Below are 21,417 nucleotides of genomic sequence, written 5' to 3'. Positions count from 1 at the left end.
ATTCCTAATCTCGACAGACTTTTGGCGCCACCGGATCGACGTGGGTCATCAGACTGAGCACCTGATGCCGCGCCATCACGCGCTGGCGCGCATCGACGGCGATATCGTGGCCTTGCGCTACGGTCATGCCGGCATCCAGCTCCAGATGCACATCGACGATGGCAAGGTCGCCCACCCGACGCGTGCGCAAGTCGTGCAATCCCAGTACTCCGGGAGTCTGGCGCAGCGTCTGGTCGATGGCGGCGATCTCTTCGACTGAGACCGCGCGGTCCATCAAGTCATGCAAGGCATTCCAGGCAAAAATAGCGCCCATCCGTGTCACCATCAGGCCCACCACCAGCGCCGCGATCGGGTCCAGCAACGGAAAACCCAGCAGATTGCCGCCAATCCCAAGCGCCACCACCAGCGAAGACGCCGCATCCGAGCGGGCATGCCAGGCGTTGGTGACCAACAGCGAAGAGCGCAGGCGCTTGGCAATCGCCAGCATGTAGCGAAACAGCAACTCCTTGGACAGCAAAGCGCCCAGCGCCACATACAGCGCAATCATATGGACCTGGGGAATCGCGTGCGGCGATTCGATCTTGACGAAGGCTGCCCACAGCATGCCCAGACCAACCGCCAGCAACAGGCCGCCCAGCACCAGCGACGCCGCATTTTCATAACGGCGATGGCCATAATGATGATCGGCGTCAGCCGCCTTGCTGCTGTGCCGACTGGCCAGCAGGACGACAAAATCAGCCAGCAAATCCGAGAGCGAATGGATGCCGTCGGCAATCAGCGCCTGCGAACCGGCGAACAGGCCGGCCGTGACTTGCAGCGCAGTCAATATCAGATTGACGAAGACGCTGACCAGAATACTGCGCCGCGCCGCCTGCTGCTTGTGCGGCGTGTCGTGCTCGTGGTTTTCCGGGAGTTCAGCCATGGTTGGTTGCATCAGCAAGAATGCTATTGGAGTATTTCATCAGTTTCAAAATTCAGCTTAATTGACAATTGCTTCCTTGGCCGCAAGCCCGGCATTTTGGGCCGGAGGCAAGGCGGCCTCCGGCTTGACGATATCGATCTTGTTTTCGCGCATATAGCCGTCCATTTCCTTCCAGCCGCTGAAAACCGCAGCCCGCCTGGTATCGGGATTGCGCGCAAAACAATCTTCAATCCCCCGGCCTGCGTAACGGCAGGCGCTGCCGGTGGCGCTCGATTCCGCATCGCGGCTTGCCACCTCCTTGGCCGGATCGACAAAGCCGAGCCGATCGCAGGAAGACAAAAGCAAGTTCGTTGCCAGTGCAACGGCGAGAATGTACCAGGGCCGAATTCGCATGCATGCGCCAGAAAGGTGTGATGAACGGCCGATTTTATCCTGTCACGCCGGCAAAGTGAAATTCTGCGCTTCGGACCGAAGCCTGGCAGACCACCCTCTGCTGCGCTGCTACCCACGGTAGACGCAGCTCAGGGACGCCGCTCGACTTCGGCTACTACTGCCGTCAGCATTTTGTGCACATCGGCCTGCACCATCGCGCGGCCCAGCAGCAATGGCACGAAAAAATCCGGCTCCATGCTGCCGCGATAGGTAATCAGGGTGCCTGTACCCGACTCCGTCGGCACCAGTTCCCAGCGCGAGGCGTAGTGCTTCATGTCGCCCGCCACCAGCGCCACGTCGAGCGTCGAAAACGGCCGTTCGGTCACGCGCACCACCAGCTGGATCGCTTGCCGCATGAAGAAAAAACCGATGCTGCCCTGTTGCTCGATGATGGCTTCATCGCCACAGCGCGAAAGCAGTTTCGAAGACAGCAGATCGGGTATGAATTCAGACAGCCGGCCGTAATCGGTCAGCACCGCCCAAGTCTGCTGCGGTGTGGCGCGAACCAATCCGCTCACCTGTATCTCGAACAAGATGCGACCTTTTTCGTGATTGCGCTTGACGCTGACTTCGATACTGCCATTCAGCGCCCCTTCTTTCTTCCATACCAGTGCGGTACAGGTAATTGCCAAAAGAAGGAAAAAGTATGTCATTGACATAGCGTAGCCGATGCGCGGCAATATGCAAGCAGGCAGCCAAAAGCAATGCCACCGCAGACGGAAAATCTGAATACGCTCAGGCATAAAAAAAGCAGCCAAAGCCGCTTTTTTTATGGTTCATGCATTGCTTATTTGTAGATCATGACCGGTTCGTTTCTTTGCTCTGGCACTGGACGTCCATCAGCGCCGCTCATCACGCTGGCCGATGTCAAGGAACGGCTGCTGCGCGACGCGCCGAATTGATTCATCAATTCGTTGTAGGCATTGTCGGCCAGACTTCTGGATGTCTCTTGCATGACCTTGCCGCGATTCAAAACCACGCGGTCGCCGGGACGCGTCAGTATCTTCGTGTCCTGACCGGAACCGCTGGCGCTGAATGCCGCCTTGATTTCAAACGTGCGGGTATTGATCAGGCTGAAGTCGGCCACCAGATCGAGTGTCAGGTTGGCAGTGGTCGATGTCCCCATTGCCAGCTGCATGCTTTCCTGGCGAAAGTCGATATTGCTGACGGTGCCGAACAAGACGTAATCCGCACCTGGGTAAAGGCCTTGCTTGATGCGGGCGATGATGTCGTAGATCTTGTCGGTAGGCTTGCCGACATAAGGACGCGCCTGCACCAGACGCACGCCGCCGCCTTTCAACAGCGCACCTTTCAGGTCCGACGTGTAAGTGCGCAATTCGCCACGATCGATGTAGGTGTAGGTGCCTTCGGCTGCGTAGTAACTGCTTTCCGATTTGGCGTTGACACGAGCGCGGGCGGAATAGCCGTGATCGGTTTCGCGTTCGCTGCCGCTGGCGTTTAAGCTGCTCTTGCTGCTGGCGGAAACGACGCGGAAATAGGCGCTGACTTTTTCTTCATAAGTCAGATCGGTTACGGCGATTTTCGGTTCGGCCGCTATCGCGGTGCCGATGCTTGCGGCAAATACCAGGCCGATTACAAGCTGCGCTTTTTTAAGCATGTGCATTTTTCGGTAAATTTCTCGGTGAATTTCTGGGCAACTACCAACGCCTGACGCGTACGAAAGGCGCGGGCAAAAATTAAAGTTTGGAGGTCTTCCGAATTTCTTTTTCATCTTGCCATTCGATGGAACCCTCTTCGACGTCATACAGCTTCAGCGTCATCTTGTAGAACACATCCTTGGTGCCGGAATTCTGTTTGACGATAGAGGTAATTTCACCTTCGAGCGTGTATTTGGCTGCGCTCATTTTGCCGATCTGGGCCTTGCCCTGGGTCTTATACAAACCGCTTTGATTCTGCCGCTGCAGTTCGTCCACGCCGGCCTGCATTTCATCATTGCTGCGCGTGAACTTGACCTTGCGGCTCTTGACCATCGCAGTTTGAATCGAGTTCATGATGGACTTGGTGTCGATGTATTCGCTGGTCTTGTTGCGCACGGCCGCCAGCGTCATCGTCGGACGATTCGCCAGGATCGGATCTTCCAGCAGCGAGCCCACCATTTTTTCGGCGATCATCTGCAGATCGGTGGAACCGAATTCATTGGTGACCGTTTCAACGGCCTTGCTGTCGCCGTAGCTGACTTGGCGCGAAAAGCTCACGCTCGGCTGCGACAGGCTGGGGCATCCGGTTAAGGTTAAAGTGGCAAGCGCGACGGCGCACAACGTGAGCGACAAGGACAACGAGCGTTTCATGTAAAACCTTTAAGTAGAATTGAATGTATTTGCGGCTAAGAATGCGGTCTGACAGGCAAAAATCAGCGCGGCTCGGAACTCATCTCGATGCGGAAATCGGTCGCCTGCGGACCGTAGGCGATACCCTTGAGGAATTGACTCTGCTTGCCCAGAAATACCAACGGTTTCCAGACTTCGCCATCGCCGACCTGCATGCCGCCAGCGTCCAGCCAGCGGAAGCGATAGTACAAACGTAAATCCCGGGATTCAAGATTGACCACTTCGGCTTGCACCACCAGCACGTCATTGCGCCGTTGCGAGCGCAAGTCGACGGCCTGCAAGCCTTGCAAATCGCCCCGTACCATCAGTTTGGCAGCGATGCCGCTCGACACCGCCGGCGGCGTCTGGGTCTGGGTCTGCGCCTGGGCGGCAACCCCGGCCAATGCAATGCTGCAGGCAACGGCAATGTGTTTCATGGAAATGGTCATGCTAGTCCTGTCAAAGAATGAATATGGGATGCGCGCCGGTTTTTATTTGGCCGCAGACTTCACTGCACGTCTCTTGGCAAAAGCAGGTTTTATTGGCTTTTCCGCAAGCTCTGGCGCCAGTGCCGCGATCACACCGGCCGAGCCGAACTGTACCGGCTCACCGAAGTAAGTCTTGTTGCGAAACACGCGCACCGGCACAACCATGTAACGACCGTCAATGGTCATTTTTTTGACGCCGTCAGGCTGGCCGGGAATGCGCAAATCGTATTCGCCCGGCGTCACGAAAGAACGCGCGATGAAGACGCGTCCGGGCAGCGCACGCCACAAGCGGTCATCGGCATCCGGCTCTGTCGCTGCCGCCACCACGTTGCCGATCAAGCCGCCGAATGGGCCCAACTGCTTGTTGGCCTGGTCTTGCAGCAAACCTTTGCCGATCGCGCGTACTGCGGAGCGCAACTGAATGCCCGGCAATTCATCTTTCAACGCCTTGCGCGCCATCACGTTGAAGTCGGTAATCAATGCGGTTGGCAAAGACATGCTGCCGAGATTGATCTGATCGATGCTTTGAGCGTCCGGGTCCGGATAGATGACTGGAAAGGCCAGCCCAACCGTGATCAAGCCGCGTCCGGTCGGGATCGGCAGTAGAATTTTTTGTGATTTGCGGGCCGGCGCAGTGCCGGACTCCACCACGAACAGCACATCGGTCGCGCCCTTCTGGCGACGAAAGCTGGTGCGCTTGTCCAGCCCGCGCAAGCCTTCTTCGAGCACCGGCAGATCGGGACGCAATTCGATTGCCTTGCGATAGCCCGGAGCGGCCATGCTGGGTTCGTTCAACGCTTCGTACACGAAGCCGGCCATGTAGTGGCTCCATGCATTTTGAAACCCATTTTTCAGCTTCAGGACTTCAGGGTCGTTGAGGGTTTCGACCGGGTAGCCGTCGAGTTCCTTGCCGGCCGGCTGGACGCCTTTTTCCTTGGCCTCTTTTTCTGCAGCTTCGGTTTCCTTGGCGCGGAATTGTGCGATGACGGCTTCGCGTTCGTGTGTGCGCTTGATGTCGACGCGTGCCGTATCCAGGTCGCCCAGGCTGATGCGGTCCATCGCCATGCGGGTAGTCAGCATGACTTTCTCATAGTCCTGACCTTCGTAATCACGCGCATTGTCACCCATCAGGACCGCGCCGGCCTGCCCCATCAGCTTGGCCGGATTGCTCTTGGCTGTTGCTTCCCACGCATTGACCTTGACGTCGGCGACTTCAAATGCAGCGAGGCTTTCCTGGTAACGCGAACCAATGCGCATCAGCTCGCCTTTTTCCAGATTCAATAGCAAATCGCCTCTATTCACGCCTTCGGTTTGCATTTCGAGCTGTTTGATTGCCCCGCTGACATCCCCTTGGCTAGTCGCGGCCAACGTGCCGGCAACCTTGCTATCGTGAGTAGGACCGGTGGCGCAGGCAGTCAAAACAAGGACGGCAGCGGCAGTAAGAAGATATAAGCGCATAAAGGAGGGTTGATTAATAAGAAAGTGGATAAAGTGGCTAGATGCAAAATTAGTTGCGATTAAACCACTTTAGTTGCCTGAAGTAAAATTAATTATATTGTTCAGGCGAACTATTTTCTTAATATCAAGTCAAATGCGCGCCAAAAATCTGTTAAAAGAAAGTATTTTCTAATGTGCAACGAATGATCTGCGTCCGGATATATCGTCAAGGTCAAATTGGTTTTGCCATGCAGCGCGAACTGATCGCGCAGATAGAGGGCGGATGCAATGGGCACAGCCTGATCGGCACCGCCCATCGCCATCCAGATCGGAATCGATAGCGCCAGCAGGTTTTCGGTGTGCTTCAGATCCCGCAATTCGGCCCAATAGCGCCAAGTGCGCCCGCCAATGTAATGCGCCGGGGCGTCCGGATCGGCGGGTGAAGTGTCAAGCGCTCGGAGCACATTGAGCGCGGCGGAAAATCCCTGTCTTTTTGCCTGTAGTCGATAAGCGTCGAGCGGATTCATGCCGCCGTTCGCGATGATCACTGCATGCGTGACGCCAGGAATCGCTTGCGCCAGAACCGGCACGATATCGCCACCCTCGGAAATCCCGGCTACCACAATGCGCAGCGGCGACGCATGGCGCTGGTGTGCCAGCGCAAGCTGCGCCAGGATGAATTCGGTCTGGTCAGCAATCCAGCGGCTGGGATGGTCAGCCTTGATGAAATCGCGGCTGCAACCTAATGTGCGGCCCCAGGTGCGCTCTTCAATGAAGCGTTTCTGCAGAATGAATATGCGCAACGAGCCTGCCTCGCCCTCCAGTCCACGAAAATAGTGCGGCAGGAAATACTGCATGCTGGTGCAATCGGACCCGCTGATCACAAAGACAAATGTCTCTGGCTCAGCTGCAGCTTGCAGCGAAAGGTTTTTATCGAGCGCAAAAAAAATGGCGTGGCCGCCATCTCTAAACTGAAAATGCTGTGCCGGCACGGTTGCCGCCGAATCTGCCATCGGCGGCAACCCGAGCAAGCTACAGCCCTGGCACAAAGCAATCGACAGCACCGCCAAAGACCAAGTCATCCATCGCCGGCACCGCACCAACCATGCCGCCGCCCGACACCGATCACGCACACATTGCGCGCACACCCACCGCCCCGCCAATGTCGCCAAAGCGGTGGATGTAATCAATGCCATGGCAGAAGGCAACAGCGTGTAAAGAGAGATGAGTAGTCATCCCGTCATTTTATAGATAGATGCCATGAAGAACTACAGGCATGGCGATTGCAGGAAGCCCGGCGCGCCAGTTCTGCTGGCGCTAACTACTTAGGCAGTCGACCAGTGATCGGGACCGCCCTCGCCGTGATGTTCATTAAACTCCAGCAAGATATCCTCGCGCACATTTTCCGGCAGATTCGGGTACCGAATCCCCGCTTCGATCGCCCGATATTCGCTGGTTGCCGCCGCCAGCGCCGCCGGCACCGGGTATTTGTCCAGATAGGCGGCGATCCAATCCTCGCTCAAGCCGGTTTTTAACTGGACCCGCTGTTCGTCGCTCAGCGCGGCGAAGCTGCCGACCCCGAGATCGATCTGCTGCATCAGCACATCAAGTTGCTGCGCGCTGGACGGTGGTTGCGGGTAATGATCCATGGCATTGCTCGCTTTCCTGGCGGACAAAGGTTGACATGAAAAAGGCCAACCGGATTCGGCTGGCCTTGGATTCCTAGCTGGTCGGCGGCATCACTGACAGCGCGCACTCGCGCCTGTCCCACACCTGTTTCCAAATTAAAAAGACGCTTACTTCGGACTTAACTGGGCCCGGATTTCGCCGTCCGGATAGGCTGCGCTGTGGACGTTGACGTACAGATTGCCCGCCATATAACTGGCATATTGCTTATCGGTAAGCATCGCACTGTCCGGAACCATCCATGCGTCGTCGGCGCTTTTTGCCAGCTTAAAGATGACCGGGCCATTGGTGCCGGCAGCGCCTTCGTGGATATGGGCAGCCTTGGCGTCGATGCCGGTGGTCATGATGCTGCCGCTTACCGATTTATCTGCTGACACCGTAATCGCACCATGGCCAGTCGCTGCGGTGGTGACCGGCGGAACTTCATGACTGCCGTCGAGCTTCATGCCGGACATGCCCTCCATCTTGCTGTGTGGCATACCCTGCATCTTGCTGCCCGACATATCGTGCATTTTGCCGTCGGACATGCCCGCTTTGGAGGCGCAGCCTGCCAGTACTACCACGCTTAGCGCACCCAACAAGACAGGCATCAGTTTTCTTGAAATGGTTTTCATGTAGTCCCCCAGGTTAAAAAAAGTGTGCCGGTTTCATAGCCGCCCGGTCAGCAGCATGATAAGCAGAATCACGACCACAATGCCAACAATCCCGCTGGGGAAATAACCCCAGCTTTGGCTGTGGGGCCAGCTCGGCAGCGCTCCGATCAAGATCAGGATCAGGACGATCAGTAGGATTGTTCCGATACTCATGTGAGCCTCCTATGTTTATTGAATAACCGACAGCAGCGCATCGGAATATTTTTCTAAAACTGCATGCATCGCACTAATGGAACGCTACCAACTAGCCGGCTAAGTAAAACCTCTGGCCCTTGAGCACCAGCGCCGCACGCCGGGGCGGATCGCGGATAATTCATCAGACAATGCGCGATCTGCCGGCGTCTTTATGCGGATCTATTTGCCATATTTCGACTTGGCCGATGCGACGCACGCTTCCTTCGCGGGACCCGCTAAGGCGTCGCATTTTTCGATTGCCACTTTGTAATCGGCGTCGCTCTTATCCACCTTCGCGTCCGTTTTCACTTCGCTGATTTCCTTGCTGGCTTTCGCATCGACAACTGCCTTGGTATGCACTGCCTTGGCTTCCTTGACACAGACGTCCTTGGCATTGCCGCTTTGGGCGTTGCACTTCTCCTTGGCCACCGCATAGTCGCCATCTACCGCAGCAACGCGTGCGTCCATCTGCGCTTTCGGGGTATTTTTGTACTGGGCTTCGGCTTCCGCCTTGCTGCGTTTTTCAGCCGCCTTGGCTTCCTCGATGCAGACATCCTTCGGATTTGCTTTCAAGGTATCGCATTGGGTGCGCGCCGCTTTATAGGTTGCGGTAGCGCTGTCCTTGGCCGACTTATAGGTGGCTTTCTCCGCATCGGTCGCTGCAAAGGCAGCGGCAGCAAAGCCGAGAGTGGCGAATCCGAGAAAAATGTTTACGAGTATTTTTTTCATTTTCATTCCTTTGAATTTTTATTCCCGCGACGGTCTCGGGCGCACTATCGACACTCGATAAGCCCGCCCTATTCCGCACCAGCACCCGTTGTCAAGCAAAACTCATGGCTTGTAATCCTTGTTACGCTCTTCGAAATCCTTGATCTGTTTTTCAGCCTCGTCCTTGGTGACGCCGTATTTTTCCTGAATTTTTCCAGAGAGCTGATCGCGCTTGCCTTCGATCTGATCGATGTGGTCATCGGTGAGCTTGCCCCACTGCTCTTTGACCTTGCCTTTGAATTGCTTCCAGTTTCCTTCGATAATGTCCCATTTCATTTCAACCTCCTCGGCAACAATATGCTTATCGACAACGCGTAACATGCATTGACATGCATTGACCGCCAGCTTCCAGGGCGCTCATACCGGCAACGGCAGTTGCAATGGAAAGCCGGCGTCATGGAGGTCAATGGCCACTCTGTTTGATGTGATTTTGTAGGGAAAATCAGAGCACCCGCTCGTTCGGATAGGGCTGGGTGCCGTAATAAGAATGAATTTCATCGGACCATGCGGTGCTTGCCATATCCGGCCAATGATCCGAATCGAATCCCGGCGCATCCTTGATCCGCTCTTTAGCGACTTTCAGGATGAAGCGCTTGTTGACGGTATCGAGCGTCAATGCATTCCACGGCACCGCGAACAGTTTTTCACCCATCCCCAGAAAGCCGCCGAAAGACAACACTGCATAACTTACCTTGCCGGTATTCATGTCCAGCATGATTTCCTTGATGTCGCCGAGATCTTCATCCTGGTCGTTATAGACGTCGTTGCCGAGCAGCGTGTCTGCACCCATCAAACCCGGCCCTGGACCTTCGCTGGTCTCGTTGCTGTACATCCCATATTTATCGCGATCTTGATAGCTCATGTTCATCTCCTTGAGGGACTCATACAATGAATAATGTAAAACTACATGGATCAGCCTATGCGAGTTTTAACAACTGTTTTTGATGTGCGTCAATTCACATTAAACTTGGTAAAAAAGCCATGACCTGCACATAGCCAGGAACCTGTACAGCAGGCAATAATCGGGTTGGGCGCCTCAGGCTGAAACGCTGCGCGGCGCCCTTCGGGAGAAGCAAATGACGAATATTACGGTAGAGAAAACAGCCTTTGTTTTCGCCGGCGGCGGCAGCTTCGGCGCGATCCAGGTCGGCATGCTGCGGGCGCTGGTGGCGTACGGCATCGAACCAGATCTGGTGGTGGGGGCTTCGGTCGGGGCGCTCAATTGCGCCTATTTTGCCGGCAACCCAACGCCCGCCGGGGTCGCGCAACTGGAGCAGATCTGGTGTCAGCTCAGGCGGCGCGATGTATTTCAGGTAAATTGGGGACGTATCGCCGGCCTGTTTTCTCATACCTCCTCGCTGCTCGAAGCATCCGGCCTGCGCCGGCTGATCGAACACCACTTGCCGTACCGCTTGCTGGAAGAAGCCGCAATCCCGGTGCACGTGATGGCCACCGAGCTATTGCACGGCAGCTCGATCCGGCTTTCCAGCGGCCCGGCGATCGACGCGATACTGGCCAGTTGCGCTATTCCCGCGGTGTATCCGGCGGTGCTACTCGGCAACAATTACCTGATCGACGGCGCCATCGCCAGCAATACTCCGATCATGGCGGCGGTGGCGCTGGGGGCCAGCCGGTTGATCGTGTTGCCCACCGGCTATGCCTGCGCGCTGACCGCACCGCCGATCAGCGCGATCGGCAATGCGCTGCATGCGCTGAACATGATGATCGCGCACCAACTGGTGCAAGACCTGGAATTACTGGCCGGCAAAGTGTTGGTATTCACGGTGCCGCCCTTGTGCCCGCTGGCGGTGTCGCCGTACGATTTTTCACAGGCCAGGGATTTGATCGAACGCGCCGCTAGCAACACCCGGCGCTGGCTCGACAATGACGGACTGACCCAATACCGCATCCCCGGCGCGCTGCGCCCGCATCGGGACTGAGCCGGCGCGCCTACGGCCTGGGTTGGAGCACCCGCTGCAACGAGAGCGACTTGGTGGCGATGAAGATTTCGCGCAGCAAAAAGGAATAGCTGCCGATCAGCGCCAGCATCGCCACCACGAACAGCACCGCAATCAGACGATCCAGCGCCAGACCCAGCGCGTCGCCGATAAACAACGCCACGATGATCAGGCTCACCAGCAGCGCGCAGGCAGTGCTGAGGGTGATCGCGTAATTGATCTGGTGCGCACGCCGATACAGGATCGTGATCTGGGCCAGCAATGCGGATTTTGCCGCGGCGTCGGCATGGTGCAGCAAGTCTTCCAACTTGCGCGAGCGGTCGATGATGCGCGCGAGCCGGTTGGTCAGCACAATCAACTGCGGCCCGATGCCGCTCAACAAGAAGACCGGCGCAATCGAAAGTTGGATGATGTGGCTGACATCGCTGAGTTGGAGATTCATGGCGGTTCCCAAGGATGTAGTTTACGCGCTGCAGATAATATACAGGGGTGCGTATTATTTTTTACGCATTAAAACAATGCGGTAAATGCATGTTTACTGCATATACTCCCTATAAAATAATACCATAGGATGGGTAAAACCCATCGCATATCGAACTTACATGATGGGTTGCACCCATCCTACGGCAGAAATGTAGGGCGGAAGGCGCTGCGCTTTTCCGCCCTACGTTCCGCCCTACGCAACTTACACCGTCAGCGGCTTGTAGCGAATCCGTCTCGGTTTCGCGCCTTCTTCGCCCAGACGTTTCTTCTTGTCGGCTTCATATTCCTGATAATTGCCGGCGAAGAAGACCCATTTCGAATCGCCCTCGCAGGCCAGGATATGGGTCGCGATCCGATCCAGGAACCAACGGTCATGGCTGATCACCATCACGCTGCCGGCAAATTCCAGCAACGCGTCTTCCAGCGCACGCAGGGTTTCGACGTCCAGATCGTTGGTGGGTTCATCCAGCAGCAAGACGTTACCGCCCTGCATCAAAGTTTTCGCCAAATGCAGACGGCCGCGTTCGCCGCCGGATAGATTCCCGACGATTTTTTGCTGGTCGCCGCCCTTGAAGTTGAAGCGACCCAGATAGGCGCGCGACGGCATCTCGAAGCGGCCGACGGTGATGATGTCGTTGCCGTCGCAGACGTCCTGGAACACGGTTTTGGCGCTGTCGAGCGAGTCACGCGATTGATCGACAATCGAGATTCGGGCGGTTTGGCCGATGGCGACTTCGCCACTGTCCGGCTGCTCGATTCCGGTGATCATCTTGAACATCGTGGTTTTACCGGCACCGTTGGGGCCGATGATGCCAACAATCGCGCCGGCCGGAATCGTAAAGCTGAGGTCGTCGATCAGCAAGCGATCGCCGAACGCTTTGGAGACGTTCTTGAATTCGATTACTTCATTGCCCAGACGCTCGGCCACCGGGATGAAAATTTCCTGGGTTTCGTTGCGTTTCTGGTATTCGTGCTCGGACAATTCATTGAAGCGGGCCAGCCGCGCCTTGCTCTTCGATTGGCGGCCTTTCGGATTCTGCCGCACCCATTCCAGTTCCTTGGCGATGGTTTTCTGGCGCGACGATTCGGTCGCTTCTTCCATCTTCAGGCGGTTGCCTTTTTGTTCCAGCCACGAACTGTAATTGCCTTTCCACGGAATGCCGTGGCCGCGATCGAGTTCCAGAATCCATTCGGCGGCATTGTCGAGGAAGTAACGATCATGCGTGATGCCGACTACGGTGCCGGGGAAGCGCAGCAGGAATTGCTCCAGCCACTCAACCGATTCAGCGTCCAGATGGTTGGTCGGCTCGTCCAGCAACAGCATGTCGGGCTTCGACAATAACAAACGGCAGAGTGCGACGCGGCGCTTTTCGCCACCTGATAACACGCCGATTTTGGCGTCCCACGCCGGCAGGCCGAGCGCATCGGCGGCCATTTCCAGTTGCAGGTTCAGGTTGCCGCCGTCGGCAGTCGAAATGATCGCTTCCAGCCGCGCTTGTTCATTCGCCAGCGCATCGAAATCGGCATCTTCTTCGGCGTAGGCGGCGTACACCGCTTCCAGCTTGGCTTGCGCCTCGAATACTTCGCCCAGGCCGGATTCGACCACCTGGCGCACGGTTTGCTCCGGATCGAGCACCGGCTCTTGCGGCAGGTAGCCGATATTCAAGCCCGGCATCGGCACTGCTTCGCCCTGGATGTCGGTGTCGATGCCGGCCATGATTTTCAGCAGCGTCGATTTGCCGGAGCCGTTCAGGCCCAGCACGCCGATCTTGGCGCCGGGGAAGAAGGACAACGAAATGTCTTTCAGAATTTGACGTTTGGGCGGCACGATCTTGCCGACCTTATTCATTGTATAGACGTAATTTGCCATAGTTTTCGGGTCTTTTTCAGGTTGCGGGCGCACGCAAGAAGGTGCAAGTAGTGCGCAGCCCTGATGTTAATGGAACGAATGCAAGGATAACCGATGGCAGGCCGGCCGGTACAGCGCAGTGGCGATCTGCGACGCCGGGTTGACGTTGGATAGACGCTGGATGGCAATTACCGCGCCTGCAGCGCCGCCAGCACTTGCCCTTTCAGGGCCTTGATCAGAGCCGCTTCATCCGGCGTCACACCTTCCGGCGCCAGTGCGCTGCGGTCGGCATAAAACAGTCCGAGTGGAACCGAGCGCACCACCAGCGGCAGCACGATGAAACTGCGGGTGTCAGTGAGCAGTGTGCGGTGCCAGGCGGGCAGCAAAGCCACAATCTTGCTGGTGGTGGCGTCGGCGATCATCAGGTCGGCGTCGTTGTCCAGCGCCAGATGAAAGATGTCGCCAGTGGACGCCAGCGGGAACACGAAGCCGGCCTGGCGCACGATGTGATTTTCCCCAATGGTCATGCGGGCGCGGTATTGCCCGCTCTTCTGGTCCTTGATGCAGAGCGCGGCAAAGCGAAACCCCATGCTGCTGTACAGGGTTTCCATCGCCAGCAAAATCAGTTCATTAACCTTGCTGCGACCGGACGCCATCACTTGCGTCACATCCTGCATTCCGGCCAGCAACCGGGCGCTGGCATTGAATGGCTTGCCGCTCGGGTAGTGGCTGCAGTTTTGGCCGTCGCCGGCATCCTCCACGCGCACCATCCGCATGTCGTCCAGCAGCGTCTGCAGCGCTGCCGGCGCTGCGGTAGCTGCCAGCGCCGGTGCCGGGCTGGCCGGCAGCGCCAGTTCCAGCTGCATCGATTCGAGCAGCGTATTGATCTCGCGCCTGACGGCATTGAATAACTGATCCAGGCCATTCGGGTCCAGATTCAGCGCTTTGCCGTAGCGCTCCAGCAGGGCGACGCTGCGCTCGGCTGCAGTCGCAGCCCCTGCACCTGTCCCAAGGCGCGGCAGCAATTGCGCGGCCTCGGCGCTGAAGGCGGCAACCTGCTGCATCCATTCCTGCCGGTTTTTGGCAGGTTTCGGCACCCCGGCAGCCAGCGGCGCCAGGGACCGGATAATCTCATGCGGGATTTGCCATTCCGTCAACACCGATTCCGCCAGCGTGTCCAGACTGCATCCCAGCACCTGCATGGAGGCCTGAGCCGGCGACCAGCCATCGACTTCGATCAGGTCGATCAACTTGCTGTACAGCGCATGGTCGTGCGCGGCCATCAGCAGGCGGCCCAGATTCTTGAACAGCGCGCTAATGGCGGCTTCCTCGCCGCCCTGATACGGGCTTTTGCGCGCCATTTCACGACCGATCACGCTGGCATACAGCGCCTGCATCAATTCGGCGTGGATGCTGTGCGCGTGCTGCCGGTCCGACAGGCGATCCACCAGCAGCATCGCCAGCGCACTGGTTTTGATCAGATCGAAACCGAGCACGAAGATCGCGCGCGAAATGGTGGTCACCTGGGTGCTGTTGGCAGTGCGGTAAAACACCGTATTGGCCAGGCGCAGGATTTTCTGCGTCAACGCCACGTCGGACAGAATAAAGTAAGTCAGCTCGCTTTGCGCTTCGTCGTCCGACGAGGACAGCTGCACCACCCGCGCCACGGTACGGGCCAGCGCCGGCAAATCCTCGCTCTGGCTGATTTTTTGCAATAAAAGGCGGCGCGCTGCGTCGGCATTGCCGGGGGCGGAAGGTAAGGCGAAAATATCAGGCATCGGTTAGATTAGGTTCAGTTCGGTTCTGCGCTCAGAATAAGATGTGCCTGCCGGCAGAGTGCGCTATTTTGCCTGATTCCAGGGTCCCGGGTTGCATCAGCAGAATAATTTACGCCTGGCGCAATCGGCACCAGGCGTCACCGCCCGGCCGGTCCTGGTTATTTACGCACCTGGGCAATAATTATCGAAGTCTGCAAGCTGGCGACCGCCTCCTGAGTTTGCTCCCAGAGTGTGTGCAGTTGGCCAACCGAATTCTGCATCATGCGAAAAGCGATAATTGTCGCTTCCATCGGCGTGGCAGCTTCCGTGCGGGCCGCCTCCAGATGACTTAACAACAGTTCAAGAGTGGGGCGCTGGGCCGGCGGCGCGGCATCGACCACCTCGCGCAAGACGTGACGGCGAAACGCTTCGAAGGATTCAGGGTCGTCCCGATACAACGACGCCAGCATATCGAAATCGGGAAGTTGTATGGCGAGATGCATGGCTGGCTCCTTATCATGTTGTTTTGATAAGTGTGCTGCATTTGGCGCGCCATCCTTTGCGGCACGTCAATGCTATGGTGCGCGCCGTCCATGCCGGCACAAACCCGGAGCGGCTTGCCGCTGCAGGATGTGCGCCATCCAGCAAATATCCTGGTTAGTAGCCCAGCAAACGCGGCAGCCACAGCACCAGTTGCGGGAACACCATCACCAGCGCCATCGCCCCCAGCATCGCGCCCACCATCCACAGCGCCCAGCGCACCGTCGATTCCATCGAAACGCCGGCGATGCGGGTGGTGACCATCAGGTTGACCGCCATCGGCGGCGTGAATTGTCCGATCGCCATGTTCATCGTGATGACGATGCCGAACCAGACCGGGTCCCAGCCATAGATCAACATGATCGGCAGCAGGATCGGCAGGAACACCAGAAAAATCGATACCGCATCCAGCAGCATGCCGGCGATGAGCAGCATCACACTGATCATCACCAGCATCAGCGCTTCATTGCCGGCGAAACCCAGCAGCAGCTTGGCGAACGCATCGAAGGCGCCGAGGGTCGAGCCGGCATGGGCGAATACGCCGGCCAGCGAGATGATGATCAGCACCACCGCCGAAATTTCGGCCGATTCGACCAGCACCCGATATACCTTGTGCAGGTCCAGCGTGCGGTAGACGAAAACGCCGACGAAGAAACCGTAGAAAGCGGCCACCACCGCGGCCTCGGTCGGCGTGAACAGGCCGGTGCGCATGCCGCCGAGAATGATCACGGGCGCCAGCAAGCCCCAGATCGCTTCCTTGAAGCTATCCCACAAGCGCGGCGTTTCTTCTTCCGAGGCCGAGCCCCAGCCATGCTTGCGCGACAGGTACAGGGTTGGCACGATCAGCGCCAATCCGGCCAGAATGCCGGGCAACATGCCGCCGGCAAACAACGCCGGCACCGACGCGGCCGGCACCAGCACGCTATATACGATCAGTGCAATCGAGGGCGGAATCAGGATCGCGGTGGAGCCGGCGGCGGCGATCAGCGTGGACGAAAACGCCTTCGGATAACCCTGCTTGAACATGCTCGGAATCATTACCATCGCCACCGCGGCGGCGTCGGCCGGACCGGAGCCGGAAATCCCGCCCAAAAACATGCAGACCAGAATTGCCACCACGCCCTGGCCGCCGCGCCGCTTGCCGACGATGGCGGAGGCGAAGCGCACGATCCGCAGCGCCACGCCGGCGCGCTCGAACATCATGCCGGCCAGCACGAACACCGGCAGCGCCAATAGCGGATATTTGGCGATGCCGCCATAGGCGTTGGTCGGCACCGCCATGATACCGAGGCCTTCGATCAGAATCACCGCGGTGCCGGTGATGCCGAGCGCGATCGCCAGCGGCGCGCCGATCGCCAGCAGCAGCGCGAAACCGGCGAATAAAATCAGACTGCCTTCGGCGATCATGCTGCACTCCGATCTATCGGGCTGGATTGCCGGCTAAAACGCAGCATGCGGCCGATGATGCGCAGGAAAATCACCGCCGACAGCAGCGGCAGCCAGAGCGTGTAAATCCATTGCGGGATGCCGATGCCGGGCGACGTGGTGTCGTACTGCCAGTCATCCCAGAACAGGAAAGTGCCATACCAGGCCATGATTGCGAACATCAGCGCACCCAGCGCCAGCACCAGATATTCCAGCACGCGCGCCAGCTTGCGCGGCAAGCGTTCAGTGATGAACGTCATGCGAATGTGGGTGTCGCGGGCAAACGCGGCAGCAGCGCCGAACAGGGTCAGCACCACCATCAGGAAAATTGAAAATTCTTCGGTGAAGGCAAACGAGACATCGGTGAAATAACGCACCAGAACATTGGCAAAGGTGATGCAGCAAATCAGCGCCAGCGCCAGCGCGGCACAGAATTCTTCGATCTTGACCGGCACGCGCGGGGCTTCCTCGGTCGGGTGGGAGGGGTCGGATGGATCACTCATTGGATCGGTCATTTCATTCAGGGTTTAAACGGGTGTAGGGAGCAGCGCACTTACTGTTCTGCCAGCTAGGAAGCTCCCTCTCCCGCAAGCGGGAGAGGGCCGGGGAGAGGGTGCTCGCAAAAGCCAAGGTGGGCTAAAACAAGGCTCAGGCTTGGCAGGATTCCAAAATAAGGCGGCCGGAATATTTGCTAAATCCCTCTCCCTAACCCTCTCCCGCAAGCGGGCGAGGGGACTCAAACAAAAAGCGCCCCGTGGCGAACGGGGCGCTACGACGGCGCAAACCGGTTACTTGCGGGCGGCAATCGCCGCTTCTGCTTTTTTGACCAGATCGGTGCCGATGGTCTTCGACCATTTGTCATACGTCGGCTTGGTCAGCTTGCGGAATACATCGACTTCGGCCGGCGCCAGGTGTGTGACTTTCACGCCCAGAGCTGCGACATCCTTGTAGATGCCGCTGTTGGCGCTGGTCAATCCTTTGCGCGCGAGCGCGGTTTCGTCCTTGCCGGCTTCGATTGCGGCAGCGCGTACCGCCTCCTGGTCAGCCTTGCTCCAGCTTTTCCACACCTTGCCACTGACCACGAAGATCAGCGGATCGGCGACATAACCCCAGACCGTCAGGTATTTTTGCCCCACCGCGTGGATTTTTGCGCCGGTAAACACCGAGATCGGGTTTTCCTGGCCATCGACTGCACCCGAGGCCAGCGCCGGCTGCGCATCGGCCCAGCTCATCTGGGTCGGATTGGCGCCCAGCGCGGTGAAAGTATCGTTGAACAGCGGCGAGCCGACCACCCGGAATTTCAAGCCTTTCATGTCGGCCGGAGTGCGGATTTCACGTTTGGAATTGCTGATTTCGCGAAAACCGTTTTCGCCCCAAGCCAGCGGCACCACGCCATTTTTTTCGATCACCTTGAACAGATCGCGGCCGACTTCGCCCTTCGTCAGCGCATCGATCGCGCGGTAATCCGGCATCAGGAAGGGCAGCGAAAACAGGTTCAGCTCCTTGACCTGCGGCGACCAGTTGATCGACGAGCCCACCGCCAGATCGATCACGCCTTGGCGGATCGCGGTGAATTCGCGGGTCTGATCGCCCGCCACCAGCGAGGTGCCGGGATACATCTTGATATTGATGCGGCCCTGGGTTTTTTCCTTGACCAGATCGGCCCAACGCTGACCGCCATTGCCCCACGGGAAAGCGGTGCCGAGCACGGTTGACAAACGATATTCAGGTTGGTATTTCTGCTGCGCTACGGCCGGCAGCGAGACGGTGAACGCGGCGGCAATGGCGGCCGCAAATAAAGTCTTGACCAAGAAAAATTCTCCTTCGGGTGGTGGAACAGCCAGAACTGGCAAACGTGCTGTGGTGGCAATATGATCTGCCAGCGCGCAGCTAATTTTCGCTTCGCTTCACGCAGTCCGGCAGGCCCCTGACGCGGCATGGATATCAACCGGGCAGTGCTGCTGGCATGCTGGAACGGCGGCGCTCCCAACTTTTACAGGAATCATTGACACAGGTCAATTGCCGTACGGACTTTTTAGATGGCCGATTCTCGCTCGACTATCGCTCGACTTTGACCGCTTGCAGCGCCAGGCGTTGAGCGCCAGATCGGCTTAACCGAACGCCTGAGCGCAGCGCTCTATGTGCGGTTGTGCGGTGCGCCAGCCCGGCAGTGCATACGCGCAAGGGCAATCTGCCAAGGTTATTTCCGCGAAATTCCTTGTGGCTGCTCAGCGCCTTGAGCATTAAAATTAAATCAGCCAGTATTTTTTAATGATGCAATGAATATATGCGGTAAATCATGTATTTTTTGGCATACTCCATTGTTTACTAAAAACGGGGCGCCGCTGGTTGCAGCACTGCGCCCTTTGCTGCGATTAATTTTTAGGCAATTTGCCGGCTACGCCTTCGACGAAATAATTCATCTTGTTGAGGCCGTCATCGTTCATGTGGCCTTTTTCCAGCCTGACCTTGCCTTCGTTGTCTTTGACCGGGCCGTCAAACGGGCTCAGGGTGCCGGCCACGATTTCCTTCTCCTTGGCTTGGACGAACAGTTTCACGTCGTTCGGCACCGCCGGGCCGTAACCTTCCAGCTTGACCATGCCAGCCTTGAGGCCGCCCCAGGTGGCGCTGGTTTTCCAGCTGCCGTCGATCACAGCTTGCGCTTGCTGGGTGTAATACTTGCCCCAGTGGTGGGTGACGGCGGCGATTTGTGCCTTGGGGCCGAATTTCTTCATGTCGGAATGGTAGGCGACCGCGTATTTGCCCTTCTCTTCGGCGGCCTGCATCACGGCGGTGGAATCGGTGTGATGGGTGAGCACGTCGGCGCCCTGGCCGATCAGGGTCAGCGTCGCATCGCGTTCCTTGCCCGGATCAAACCAGCTGTTGACCCAGACCACCTTGACTTCGGCTTTCGGGTTGACGCTGCGGAAGCCGCGGGTGAACGCGTTAATCCCTTGCAGCACTTCGGGAATCGGGAACGCGCCGACGTAGCCGGCCACCCCGGTCTTGCTCATTTTGCCGCTCAGTACGCCGGCCAGGTAGCGACTTTCATAAAAGCGCGCATTGGCGGTGGCGACGTTGGCGGCGGTCTTGTAACCGGTCAGGTGGACGAATTTCACCCCCGGAAACTGCTTGGCAACCTTCAGCGTCGGGTTCATGTAGCCGAATGAAGTAGTGAAAATCAACTGGTTGCCCTGTTGCGCCAGATCGCGGATCACGCGCTCGGCGTCCGCTCCTTCGGGTACGTTCTCGACCACCTTGGTGGTGATTTTTGCACCCAGGTTTTTCTCCATTTCCTTGCGCGCCAGGTCGTGCTGGGTGGTCCAACCGGCTTCGCCGATCGGGCTGACATACACGAAGCCGATTTTCAGTGGAGCAGCGGTGGCCGACACGCAAACAGCTGTCACGGGCAAGATCGCGATTGCGCTCAGCACGTCGCGCACAAGATTTTTAGTCATGATTTGAATAATCTTTCGAAAGATGGGTTTTTGTCAGTACAGCTTGCAATAGATTGCCAAAAATAGCTTTGGCGGCGGAGTTTCAGCTTCACCCAGCTTCACGCATCTTAACTGCTTGTCGTTGCTAGCTGCGCGCTAGTCGCAAGCACTGGCGGGCAACAATGGCAGCAGGATCAGGCCCATGTTGTATCATGCCGAATTCAAAAAAACCTTCTGCTGAGCGCTTATCGGATGCATTAATCGCTTTTTTACAGGGTGACGCTCCGATGCGCAAAGCATGGTGTGTAGAAATGAAATGAGTATATTGCTGACGGCTTACGATTACCTGGTCTGCTGGGTTGGTTTGGTCTGGGTCGGCTTGCTGCTGCTGCTCTGGTCGCTGCTTGCCCTTGTCTTGTATCCGCTGTTGCCGGCCCGGCTGGGGCGTGCGCTGGGACGGCTGGCGATCATGACGGTGTTCCGGCTGACTTTGGCTGCGTTGAAGCTATCGGGCCGTTTCCATTTCGATTTGCGCGAACTGGATGCACTGCGCAAGGATAAATCCCTGATTATTGCCTCCAATCATCCATCGTTATGGGATGTAGTCTTGATTGCGTCGCGCCTGCCAGACGTCGCCTGCATCATGAAAGCCGAAATCCTCAGCAATATATTTCTCGGCGGCGGCGCCCGTCTGGCACGCTACATCAGCAACGCATCGTCACGCAAGATGGTGGTGCTGGCGGTGCAGGACTTGCAGCGCGGCAGCCACTTGCTGCTGTTTCCGGAAGGAACCCGTACCGTGCGACGCCCGATCGGCCCTCTGACAGCCAGCGTAGGCGTGATCGCACGCCGCGCCCAAGCGCCGGTGCAGACGGTCTTGATTGAAACCGACTCGCCATTTCTGAGCAAGCAATGGCCGCTGTTCAAAAAACCGCGGCTGCCGATGCATTACCGGGTGCGGGTGGGCCAGCGTTTCTCTGCGCCTGAAAACAGCGCCGCATTGATGGCAGAATTAAGCCAGTATTTTGCCAGTCAGCTTGCTGCGCCACCGGACCCGGCAGCTGCCGATTAACCTATTTTT

24 protein-coding genes are annotated in these 21,417 nt (G+C 57.6%); 2 read left to right on the top strand and 22 right to left on the bottom strand.

Annotated features, from left to right (window positions below; all coding sequences use genetic code 11):
- Positions 1 to 4 precede the first annotated feature (4 nt).
- The 14 genes from KGFNPO_RS00615 to KGFNPO_RS00550 form a co-directional block, all read right to left on the bottom strand.
- A complete protein-coding gene (locus tag KGFNPO_RS00615) occupies positions 5 to 922 on the bottom strand; it encodes a cation diffusion facilitator family transporter (RefSeq protein ID WP_472632637.1) in 918 nt (305 codons plus the stop codon).
- Positions 923 to 979: 57 nt separating this feature from the next.
- Positions 980 to 1,261: a hypothetical protein gene (locus tag KGFNPO_RS00610; protein WP_472632636.1), complete on the bottom strand. Its 282-nt coding sequence runs from the start codon at positions 1,259 to 1,261 to the stop codon at positions 980 to 982.
- Positions 1,262 to 1,443: 182 nt separating this feature from the next.
- Complete coding sequence (locus KGFNPO_RS00605) at positions 1,444 to 2,007, bottom strand: SRPBCC family protein (protein ID WP_472632635.1); 564 nt, start codon at positions 2,005 to 2,007, stop codon at positions 1,444 to 1,446.
- A gap of 134 nt (positions 2,008 to 2,141) precedes the next feature.
- Positions 2,142 to 2,972: a hypothetical protein gene (locus KGFNPO_RS00600; protein ID WP_472632634.1), complete on the bottom strand. Its 831-nt coding sequence runs from the start codon at positions 2,970 to 2,972 to the stop codon at positions 2,142 to 2,144.
- Positions 2,973 to 3,051: 79 nt separating this feature from the next.
- Positions 3,052 to 3,663 (bottom strand): penicillin-binding protein activator LpoB, encoded by a 612-nt coding sequence (gene lpoB / locus KGFNPO_RS00595; RefSeq protein WP_472632633.1) that lies wholly within the window; start codon positions 3,661 to 3,663, stop codon positions 3,052 to 3,054.
- 62 nt (positions 3,664 to 3,725) lie between these two features.
- Positions 3,726 to 4,130, bottom strand: a complete 405-nt coding sequence (locus KGFNPO_RS00590) for a YcfL family putative periplasmic lipoprotein (protein ID WP_472632632.1) — start codon at positions 4,128 to 4,130, stop codon at positions 3,726 to 3,728.
- Positions 4,131 to 4,172: 42 nt separating this feature from the next.
- Positions 4,173 to 5,627: a COG3014 family protein gene (locus KGFNPO_RS00585; RefSeq protein ID WP_472632631.1), complete on the bottom strand. Its 1,455-nt coding sequence runs from the start codon at positions 5,625 to 5,627 to the stop codon at positions 4,173 to 4,175.
- A 110-nt stretch (positions 5,628 to 5,737) separates the two neighbouring features.
- Positions 5,738 to 6,688: a prolyl oligopeptidase family serine peptidase gene (locus tag KGFNPO_RS00580; protein ID WP_472632630.1), complete on the bottom strand. Its 951-nt coding sequence runs from the start codon at positions 6,686 to 6,688 to the stop codon at positions 5,738 to 5,740.
- Positions 6,689 to 6,931: 243 nt separating this feature from the next.
- The gene (locus KGFNPO_RS00575) at positions 6,932 to 7,255 is read right to left on the bottom strand and encodes a hypothetical protein (RefSeq protein ID WP_472632629.1); all 324 of its coding nucleotides are present in this window, start codon (positions 7,253 to 7,255) and stop codon (positions 6,932 to 6,934) included.
- 147 nt (positions 7,256 to 7,402) lie between these two features.
- Positions 7,403 to 7,906, bottom strand: coding sequence for a CHRD domain-containing protein (locus KGFNPO_RS00570; RefSeq protein WP_472632628.1), 504 nt, complete (start codon positions 7,904 to 7,906; stop codon positions 7,403 to 7,405).
- Positions 7,907 to 7,939: 33 nt separating this feature from the next.
- Positions 7,940 to 8,098 carry a DUF3309 domain-containing protein gene (locus tag KGFNPO_RS00565; RefSeq protein WP_472632627.1) on the bottom strand — a complete coding sequence of 53 codons (159 nt, stop codon included), beginning with the start codon at positions 8,096 to 8,098 and terminating at the stop codon, positions 7,940 to 7,942.
- A 201-nt stretch (positions 8,099 to 8,299) separates the two neighbouring features.
- Positions 8,300 to 8,848 carry a hypothetical protein gene (locus KGFNPO_RS00560; RefSeq protein ID WP_472632626.1) on the bottom strand — a complete coding sequence of 183 codons (549 nt, stop codon included), beginning with the start codon at positions 8,846 to 8,848 and terminating at the stop codon, positions 8,300 to 8,302.
- A gap of 102 nt (positions 8,849 to 8,950) precedes the next feature.
- A complete protein-coding gene (locus KGFNPO_RS00555; protein WP_472614268.1) occupies positions 8,951 to 9,163 on the bottom strand; it encodes a CsbD family protein in 213 nt (70 codons plus the stop codon).
- 166 nt (positions 9,164 to 9,329) lie between these two features.
- Complete coding sequence (locus KGFNPO_RS00550) at positions 9,330 to 9,749, bottom strand: PRC-barrel domain-containing protein (RefSeq protein WP_472632625.1); 420 nt, start codon at positions 9,747 to 9,749, stop codon at positions 9,330 to 9,332.
- Between the two features lie 214 nt (positions 9,750 to 9,963).
- Between KGFNPO_RS00550 and KGFNPO_RS00545 the strand changes: the two genes are divergently transcribed.
- Positions 9,964 to 10,827, top strand: coding sequence for a patatin-like phospholipase family protein (locus KGFNPO_RS00545; RefSeq protein ID WP_472632624.1), 864 nt, complete (start codon positions 9,964 to 9,966; stop codon positions 10,825 to 10,827).
- Between the two features lie 10 nt (positions 10,828 to 10,837).
- Here the strand turns inward: KGFNPO_RS00545 and KGFNPO_RS00540 are convergent, their stop codons facing one another.
- The 8 genes from KGFNPO_RS00540 to KGFNPO_RS00505 all read right to left on the bottom strand — a co-directional run bounded on the left by KGFNPO_RS00540 (position 10,838) and on the right by KGFNPO_RS00505 (position 20,357).
- Complete coding sequence (locus KGFNPO_RS00540; protein WP_472632623.1) at positions 10,838 to 11,287, bottom strand: DUF2721 domain-containing protein; 450 nt, start codon at positions 11,285 to 11,287, stop codon at positions 10,838 to 10,840.
- A gap of 243 nt (positions 11,288 to 11,530) precedes the next feature.
- The gene (gene ettA, locus KGFNPO_RS00535; RefSeq protein ID WP_472632622.1) at positions 11,531 to 13,198 is read right to left on the bottom strand and encodes an energy-dependent translational throttle protein EttA; all 1,668 of its coding nucleotides are present in this window, start codon (positions 13,196 to 13,198) and stop codon (positions 11,531 to 11,533) included.
- 167 nt (positions 13,199 to 13,365) lie between these two features.
- Positions 13,366 to 14,955, bottom strand: a complete 1,590-nt coding sequence (locus KGFNPO_RS00530) for an HDOD domain-containing protein (protein WP_472632621.1) — start codon at positions 14,953 to 14,955, stop codon at positions 13,366 to 13,368.
- Between the two features lie 158 nt (positions 14,956 to 15,113).
- Positions 15,114 to 15,437 (bottom strand): DUF3135 domain-containing protein, encoded by a 324-nt coding sequence (locus KGFNPO_RS00525; RefSeq protein ID WP_472632620.1) that lies wholly within the window; start codon positions 15,435 to 15,437, stop codon positions 15,114 to 15,116.
- 154 nt (positions 15,438 to 15,591) lie between these two features.
- A complete protein-coding gene (locus KGFNPO_RS00520; RefSeq protein WP_472632619.1) occupies positions 15,592 to 16,881 on the bottom strand; it encodes a TRAP transporter large permease in 1,290 nt (429 codons plus the stop codon).
- A complete protein-coding gene (locus KGFNPO_RS00515; protein ID WP_472632618.1) occupies positions 16,878 to 17,402 on the bottom strand; it encodes a TRAP transporter small permease in 525 nt (174 codons plus the stop codon). Before KGFNPO_RS00515 ends, KGFNPO_RS00520 begins: the two co-directional genes overlap by 4 nt.
- 285 nt (positions 17,403 to 17,687) lie before the next feature.
- Positions 17,688 to 18,710 (bottom strand): DctP family TRAP transporter solute-binding subunit, encoded by a 1,023-nt coding sequence (locus KGFNPO_RS00510; RefSeq protein WP_472632617.1) that lies wholly within the window; start codon positions 18,708 to 18,710, stop codon positions 17,688 to 17,690.
- Between the two features lie 564 nt (positions 18,711 to 19,274).
- On the bottom strand, positions 19,275 to 20,357 hold the full coding sequence (locus tag KGFNPO_RS00505) for a BMP family ABC transporter substrate-binding protein (protein WP_472632616.1): 1,083 nt from the start codon (positions 20,355 to 20,357) through the stop codon (positions 19,275 to 19,277).
- 295 nt (positions 20,358 to 20,652) lie between these two features.
- On the opposite strand from KGFNPO_RS00505, the gene KGFNPO_RS00500 reads away from it, so the two are divergent.
- Positions 20,653 to 21,408: a lysophospholipid acyltransferase family protein gene (locus tag KGFNPO_RS00500; RefSeq protein ID WP_472632615.1), complete on the top strand. Its 756-nt coding sequence runs from the start codon at positions 20,653 to 20,655 to the stop codon at positions 21,406 to 21,408.
- Positions 21,409 to 21,417 lie beyond the last annotated feature (9 nt).

Source organism: Gelidimonas diazotrophica (assembly GCF_055694025.1).
The sequence above is the reverse complement of the archived record's forward strand: the minus strand, read 5'-3'. Positions and strand labels throughout refer to the sequence as shown.

Coding starts and splice junctions, on each gene's coding strand:
- KGFNPO_RS00615 (WP_472632637.1), bottom strand. CDS start 922: ATGGCTGAACTCCCGGAAAACCACGAGCACGACACGCCGCACAAGCAG.
- KGFNPO_RS00605 (WP_472632635.1), bottom strand. CDS start 2,007: ATGACATACTTTTTCCTTCTTTTGGCAATTACCTGTACCGCACTGGTA.
- KGFNPO_RS00600 (WP_472632634.1), bottom strand. CDS start 2,972: ATGCTTAAAAAAGCGCAGCTTGTAATCGGCCTGGTATTTGCCGCAAGC.
- lpoB (WP_472632633.1), bottom strand. CDS start 3,663: ATGAAACGCTCGTTGTCCTTGTCGCTCACGTTGTGCGCCGTCGCGCTT.
- KGFNPO_RS00590 (WP_472632632.1), bottom strand. CDS start 4,130: ATGACCATTTCCATGAAACACATTGCCGTTGCCTGCAGCATTGCATTG.
- KGFNPO_RS00585 (WP_472632631.1), bottom strand. CDS start 5,627: ATGCGCTTATATCTTCTTACTGCCGCTGCCGTCCTTGTTTTGACTGCC.
- KGFNPO_RS00580 (WP_472632630.1), bottom strand. CDS start 6,688: ATGACTTGGTCTTTGGCGGTGCTGTCGATTGCTTTGTGCCAGGGCTGT.
- KGFNPO_RS00575 (WP_472632629.1), bottom strand. CDS start 7,255: ATGGATCATTACCCGCAACCACCGTCCAGCGCGCAGCAACTTGATGTG.
- KGFNPO_RS00570 (WP_472632628.1), bottom strand. CDS start 7,906: ATGAAAACCATTTCAAGAAAACTGATGCCTGTCTTGTTGGGTGCGCTA.
- KGFNPO_RS00565 (WP_472632627.1), bottom strand. CDS start 8,098: ATGAGTATCGGAACAATCCTACTGATCGTCCTGATCCTGATCTTGATC.
- KGFNPO_RS00560 (WP_472632626.1), bottom strand. CDS start 8,848: ATGAAAAAAATACTCGTAAACATTTTTCTCGGATTCGCCACTCTCGGC.
- KGFNPO_RS00555 (WP_472614268.1), bottom strand. CDS start 9,163: ATGAAATGGGACATTATCGAAGGAAACTGGAAGCAATTCAAAGGCAAG.
- KGFNPO_RS00550 (WP_472632625.1), bottom strand. CDS start 9,749: ATGAGCTATCAAGATCGCGATAAATATGGGATGTACAGCAACGAGACC.
- KGFNPO_RS00545 (WP_472632624.1), top strand. CDS start 9,964: ATGACGAATATTACGGTAGAGAAAACAGCCTTTGTTTTCGCCGGCGGC.
- KGFNPO_RS00540 (WP_472632623.1), bottom strand. CDS start 11,287: ATGAATCTCCAACTCAGCGATGTCAGCCACATCATCCAACTTTCGATT.
- ettA (WP_472632622.1), bottom strand. CDS start 13,198: ATGGCAAATTACGTCTATACAATGAATAAGGTCGGCAAGATCGTGCCG.
- KGFNPO_RS00530 (WP_472632621.1), bottom strand. CDS start 14,955: ATGCCTGATATTTTCGCCTTACCTTCCGCCCCCGGCAATGCCGACGCA.
- KGFNPO_RS00525 (WP_472632620.1), bottom strand. CDS start 15,437: ATGCATCTCGCCATACAACTTCCCGATTTCGATATGCTGGCGTCGTTG.
- KGFNPO_RS00520 (WP_472632619.1), bottom strand. CDS start 16,881: ATGATCGCCGAAGGCAGTCTGATTTTATTCGCCGGTTTCGCGCTGCTG.
- KGFNPO_RS00515 (WP_472632618.1), bottom strand. CDS start 17,402: ATGAGTGATCCATCCGACCCCTCCCACCCGACCGAGGAAGCCCCGCGC.
- KGFNPO_RS00505 (WP_472632616.1), bottom strand. CDS start 20,357: ATGACTAAAAATCTTGTGCGCGACGTGCTGAGCGCAATCGCGATCTTG.
- KGFNPO_RS00500 (WP_472632615.1), top strand. CDS start 20,653: ATGAGTATATTGCTGACGGCTTACGATTACCTGGTCTGCTGGGTTGGT.